Source organism: Guptibacillus hwajinpoensis (genome assembly GCF_020524165.1).
In the GTDB taxonomy this organism is placed as follows: domain Bacteria; phylum Bacillota; class Bacilli; order Bacillales; family Guptibacillaceae; genus Guptibacillus; species Guptibacillus hwajinpoensis_D.
Window position 1 is genome coordinate 227,299 of the sequence record NZ_JAIVKU010000006.1, and the last position, 6,086, is coordinate 233,384.

The following is a 6,086-nucleotide window of genomic DNA, read 5'->3' on the forward strand; positions in this document are numbered from 1 at the left end:
AGGGCTATTAGACGCTTATGGGTAGCTTCAATGTAATAATTGTTCCTTCGCCCTCCTTACTTTCAACGGTAAAAGTACCTTTATGCTTCTTAACAATTCGCTTGCAAATCGTGAGTCCAAGTCCTGTGCCATTCTTTTTTGTGGTGAAAAAAGGGGAGCCTAGCTTTTCAAGTTCTTCATCTGCTATGCCGCTACCATTATCAATCACTTGAATCTGTAAGTGTTCTACTAGTTCCCTGGCTTTAATGATGATTTCGCCTTCTTCACCAATCGCATCCATCGCATTTTTTATGAGGTTAATAAAAACTTGTTTAAGTTGGTTACTTTCACTATAAATGGGAGAGAGAGAAGAAGGGTATTCCTTTTTTAAAATAATGCTTTTCATGTTAGCCTGACCGCTTAGTAATTCAATTACTTCATCCAATATAAGGTGGATATGGTTGTTTTGAAAATGAGATTTTGTTGGTTTGGCGAGAATCAAAAATTCATCAATGATTTGCTCAATTCGATGAAACTCTGAATCCATTACCTGCACATAGCGATCTATGTCTTGATCAGTATTCCTAAACTGAATTAATTTTAAAAAACCTTTTAAAGAAGTGAGAGGGTTTCGAAGCTCGTGTGCAATTCCTGCCGCAAGCTGACCGACAATGGATAGTTTTTCTGATTGTGCAAGATGCTCTTCATTCATTCGTTTTTCTGTTATATCTTTTGCTACGCCAATTAATCTTCCTACCGTCCCTTCTTCTATGAGGGGGACAAGGGTAATATCAAATATTTTGTATCCCTGCTTTGGGAAAGAGTATCCTTCTTCGAATTGAATTGTCTTTTTACGAATAATAGCTTCTTGGAATCTTCTAATGGCTTGTATCCCCTGATCAACACCGAGAAAATCTTCTATTCTTCTGCCGGATATAGCTTCTTTGGACGTTTCATAGCTGGAGAGATAAGCTTCATTTACTGCTTCGATTTCATAATGATGCACATCAATGACCTTAATTTGGAAGATAAGATCTGAAATATGATGAAAAATGATATCTAAACTTGCATCTTTTAGCTCGCTTCCCTTTTCCATAGAAATCCCCCATAATCAGCTTTTTGACATCTCACTAATTGGATATTTCTACAAGATATGCATATTCCCTTCTAATTATGATCGATATTCGTAAATGATTGACGTTTTGTAGCGATTGAACAGAGAAATGAGTGGCGTTAGCAAGCTCGTTTTTCTACTGGAAGAAGATTGCAATTCGATTCATCATGCTATAGAGTTAAAAGAAGTATTTTGAGTACAGTCATTCATCTGTTGGAAGGAAGGGTTTCTTATTACATGGCTAAAAGGGATACAGTCTTTTTCCTGAGTTTGTTTCTATTCTTTTTTCATGGGGCAAATACAATTATTATTAGCTTTATGCCAGTTTATTTTCAACATAGCGGTATGTCGGAAAGTAAAATAGGATCTATTCTTGCAATTGGGCCACTCGCAGCTATACTAGCTCAACCGTTTTGGGGTTATATGAGTGACAAATTTGGAACGATAAAAAAGGTTCTCCTTGTCACCCTAGTTGGAGTAGCGATCGTGAGCGTTTTTCTCTTAACGAATAGTCATTACATGTTCATCTTAATCTCAGCAGCCGTGTTCTATGTGTTTATGTCTCCGACCGGTGCACTGGGGGATAGTCTTGCTGTAAAAACAGCTGCAAGCGTGAATAAAAATTTTGGAAGTATACGAACTTGGGGATCGATTGGTTTTGCCGTGTCAACGTTACTTGTTGGGCAATTTTTCGCGCTTTTTGGTATTAGTATGATTCTAATCCCTTTTATGTTTATGATTATGATTGCTTTCCTTACTGCCTTAAGAGTATCAGATGTTGAAACACATCATAAACCTGTGACTGTTTTTGATGCAATAAAGATTGGTAAGAATGGTCGTTTTCTTCTTTTTTTAGGGATAATCTTATTTTTAACCATTCCACATCGTGCCAATGATAGTTTCATAGGACTTTATCTGACAGAACTTGGTGGAAATGAGTCTCAAATTGGACTCGCATGGTTTGTTGCTGTAGCAAGTGAAGCAATTATCTTCGCTACAAGTCATTACTGGTTCAAACGTTTTAATGAAATTGTCTTTATTATAATTGCTGGTTTGATTTACGCAGTAAGATGGTTTGGATTAGCGTATATGGGGGGACCGGTTGCCGTCATTCTTCTCCAAATTTTTCACGGTGTAACGTTTGGTGTTTTTTACATTGCTGCGTTTCAATATGTGACAAGGTTAGTACCCGATCACATGCAGGCTACTGGACATCTTCTATTTATCTCTGTTTTCTTTGGGTTATCAGGGATACTTGGCTCATTGTTTGGAGGATTGATTCTTGAAAGATCTTCTGGGGCAACTTTGTATGCCGTAATGGGATGCTGCACTCTCGTTGGGTGTATCGTATTACTCTTCTATCGCATCGTTGATAAGAGAAAAATAAAAGCGGACGAAAGTTACGCTTAGGACAGATTCATTTCTGTCCTTTTTATTATGCAATTATTTCATACCCGAATTATGTTGAAATAAACCAGATACCTATGGTGATAGTTGTCACAGACGGATCATCGAAACCGGGCTACCATGAAGATGTGATAAGAATATGGGTATGGGAGCGTGAGGAGTATGTTTGTTCATTTCTTAAGAGAGAACAAGGGGGCTACTGGAATTCTATTTCTTATTCGATTGTTTTTAGGCTATCAATGGCTCACGGCTGGCTGGACAAAAATAACAAGTGGTTTTGATGCAAATGGTTTCTTGCAGGGAGCAGTTGCAAGTGCTGGTGGAGAACATCCAGCTGTTCAAGGATGGTGGGCCAGCTTTTTAGAAAGTGTTGCAATTCCTAATGTCGACTTCTTTAATGTCTTAATCCCATGGGGAGAGTTTTTAGTTGGACTTGGTTTAATACTTGGTACTTTCACAACTCTTGCGGCATTCATGGGAATTGTGATGAACTTTGCATTCTTGTTTAGCGGTACAACTAGCACGAATCCCATGATGGTTATTCTCGGAATGCTCGTATTAATTGCCGGGTACAATGCCGCTAAAATAGGTCTTGATCGTTGGGTTATTCCATATATCAAGAAAAGCATTCATATGCGACAGGTGAAGCCAGTCATTCATCATTAAAAAAAGAGGTTCCGTGAAAACGGAGCCTTTTTTGATTTGATAATTAGAAAGGTTAAGGCAAGCGAAACATTACAGTTAAATAAAAAAAGAGGAGGAACTGTAATAAAAAGTAAAGAGGCAGATGGAAAGGAACAGCGAAATTGGTTTAGTGATTAATAATTTGGGAGGCTAGACCATGATCGGGATATTTAAAAAAAATGAAGACCGCTATTTGAATTGGCACAGTGCTAATCCAAATGGGTATGTTTTTAATCATTTCAAAGGAAAAGATGCAGCTTATAATAAACTTCATGTGGCTACTTGTCGTACACTTTGGCGAGAGAAAGATGTTGGTGCAAGAACAAGAGTCGAAAAAATATGTTCTGATAATCTTCAAGAGCTTCTTAAGATAACTGAAGAAATGAGACAAACAAAAGGTTATTCTTTCTGTAAAATATGTATGCCTGGATACATAGTAAAGCATGAAAGGTCCTATAAAGATTCATGGTGTTGAAGTGGATAATAGGATAAGTTCATTACGTGTTTTAGGAGGAGATAGAGATGAAGCAAGATCATATTTCAGTCAGAGGAAAAATCGTAGATAATGAAACGCGATGCGAACATTATCACAGTGAACGAGATGTTATTGCAATTAAATTCTATTGTTGTGATACCTATTATCCATGTTTCTTGTGTCATGAAGAAACGGCTGATCATCCCGTCGAAGTATGGCCAAAGGAAAAATATAATCACAAAGCCGTTTTATGTGGAAAGTGCAATTCTGAATTAACAATTAAGGAATACTTAAGAACTAAATTTATTTGCCCCTACTGCAAGGCTTCCTATAATGAGGGGTGTAGACGACATTATCATCTTTATTTTGATGAATTGAAAACGGAAAAATAATCGCTTTACTTGGGGAGAAGATGGAGGTATTATTATTTCAATCTTACAATGAAGTTCTATACGCTCCTTAAGCAGAGTCGAAAATAAAGCACAACTGTTGTTAATGAAACACAGGAGCTCTGTGTTTTTTCTTTTGTGATCACATCTTCAGATTCGATTGTTGAATTCACAGAATTAGTAGCAGAAGGACTTATTTCGAACTAGTTAGCTTATTAGCGCGATTTTGAAAGAAGGAATCTAATCATGATGTTGAAAAAAATCTTTCTTTATCCCCCGCGAGCATTACTGCTTCTATTTCTTGTTGTTAGTACGATCGGAACAGCTTTATTGAAATTACCTCAGGCAACGACCACACCCGTTAGCTGGTTAGATGCCTGGTTTACAGCAATATCTGCCATTACTGTTACTGGTCTTGTCGTTGTCGATACAGGGGCGGTTTATACGTTTTTTGGTGAGCTTGTTATTATGGTTCTTATTCAAGTTGGTGGACTTGGTATTATGTCATTTGCTGTTGTTATTTTCCTATTGATAGGAAAGAAAATCGGAATTTCCCAACGCCTTTTGATTACTCAGGCTTTGAATCAAAAAGGAATGGGAGGAATTATTAAGTTAGTTAGAAGTCTGCTTGTTTTTTCGATTCTAATTGAAATGTTTGGAGCTGTTATTCTTTCTGCACGGTGGATTCCTGAATACGGGGTAGGAACAGGCATTTATGTAGCGATCTTTCACTCAATCTCAGCTTATAATAATGCTGGGTTTTCGATTTGGTCAGATAGTCTTTCTTCCTATGTAGGAGATCCAATTATTAATCTTGTCATCACAATGTTGTTTGTTTTAGGAGGAATAGGGTTTACTGTTCTGATTGATTTAAAGGAGAAGAAGCACTTTAGAGAGTGGTCGCTTCACACGAAGTTAATGGTGATAGGAAGTCTCATTATTAATGTGCTTGCTTTTCTTGTCATCATTACCCTTGAGTGGAATAATTCTTCTACTCTAGGTCAATTGAATGGTCCGGGAAAGGGATGGGCAGCTTTTTTTCAAGCGCTGACCCCTCGAACCGCAGGGTTTAATTCGATTGATATCGGAAGTATGGAGGAAGCTTCCCTCTTCTTCACGATTTGCCTCATGTTTATTGGAGCAGGAAGTGCTTCTACGGGTGGAGGAATTAAGCTTACGACGTTTATTGCGATGCTTCTCTCGGTTAATACATTCATAAAGGGAAAGAATGAAGTAACGGTTTTTCATAAGACACTAGCTTTTTCGGTTATTATTAAAGCTCTTGCCATTACGGTGATCTCAACGGGAGTGGTCCTAGTGGGCGTATTTATTTTAGAACTTACGCAAAACACTCCATTTCTAGCAAATTTGTTTGAAGTCGTATCTGCATTTGGTACAGTGGGACTTTCAATGGGGATAACAGGAACACTAGATAGTATTGGGAAGATGACGATTATTATCATTATGATGGTAGGTAAGCTAGGTCCTCTCACACTGGCCTTTATTTTCGCTTCTAAAAAAACGCCAAAAATTAGATATCCTGAAGAAGAAGTACTTACGGGTTGAGTTTTAATTGACTTAACAAATTCACCAAAACGTATAGGAAGAAAACGGTTATAAAATTAGAGGATTGGCCGGTTTACGCGTTTGCGTAAACCGGCCATTTTAAGTTCAGAAAAATAATAACTAAAAACTGTTGACGATATATCACACACATGGTAAGATGTTTCTTGTCACTTCGAAACACAAGCAACAACTTACATACGAAAATGCATTTTAAAAAAAGCATTGACTTGCGGAAGAGTTGCTGGTAAGATAGAAGTTGTCACTCGGGAGAAATAAACTGAGTTTAATAGAAACAAATCGATCTTTGAAAACTGAACGAAACGCCATGTAAGTAGTTGTTTCTACGGAAACAAATTGTTTTAAAAGCTAGATTAAGCTTTCTATCGGAGAGTTTGATCCTGGCTCAGGACGAACGCTGGCGGCGTGCCTAATACATGCAAGTCGAGCGAAGAGATGGGAGCTTGCTCCCTGA

The 6,086-nt window shown here is 37.7% G+C and carries 6 protein-coding genes and 1 rRNA gene; 6 read left to right on the plus strand and 1 reads right to left on the minus strand.

Translation table 11 applies throughout. The annotated features are described in order from the left end of the window. Positions 1 to 7: 7 nt before the first annotated feature. Positions 8 to 1,075, minus strand: a complete 1,068-nt coding sequence (locus LC090_RS19205) for an ATP-binding protein (protein WP_226659667.1) — start codon at positions 1,073 to 1,075, stop codon at positions 8 to 10. Between the two features lie 255 nt (positions 1,076 to 1,330). On the opposite strand from LC090_RS19205, the gene LC090_RS19210 reads away from it, so the two are divergent. From LC090_RS19210 to LC090_RS19235, 6 genes are all read left to right on the plus strand, one after another. Next, entirely contained in the window at positions 1,331 to 2,503 is a 1,173-nt protein-coding gene (locus tag LC090_RS19210; RefSeq protein WP_226659668.1) for an MFS transporter, read from the plus strand. Positions 2,504 to 2,662: 159 nt separating this feature from the next. Then, entirely contained in the window at positions 2,663 to 3,166 is a 504-nt protein-coding gene (locus LC090_RS19215; protein WP_226659669.1) for a DoxX family protein, read from the plus strand. A 175-nt stretch (positions 3,167 to 3,341) separates the two neighbouring features. Further along, positions 3,342 to 3,659, plus strand: a complete 318-nt coding sequence (locus LC090_RS19220) for a hypothetical protein (protein ID WP_226659671.1) — start codon at positions 3,342 to 3,344, stop codon at positions 3,657 to 3,659. A gap of 47 nt (positions 3,660 to 3,706) precedes the next feature. Beyond that, positions 3,707 to 4,051 carry a CHY zinc finger protein gene (locus LC090_RS19225; protein WP_226659672.1) on the plus strand — a complete coding sequence of 115 codons (345 nt, stop codon included), beginning with the start codon at positions 3,707 to 3,709 and terminating at the stop codon, positions 4,049 to 4,051. Between the two features lie 243 nt (positions 4,052 to 4,294). Further along, on the plus strand, positions 4,295 to 5,614 hold the full coding sequence (locus LC090_RS19230; RefSeq protein ID WP_226659674.1) for a TrkH family potassium uptake protein: 1,320 nt from the start codon (positions 4,295 to 4,297) through the stop codon (positions 5,612 to 5,614). Between the two features lie 380 nt (positions 5,615 to 5,994). Further along, positions 5,995 to 6,086: ribosomal RNA gene (locus LC090_RS19235) — 16S ribosomal RNA — on the plus strand; the annotation flags it as partial.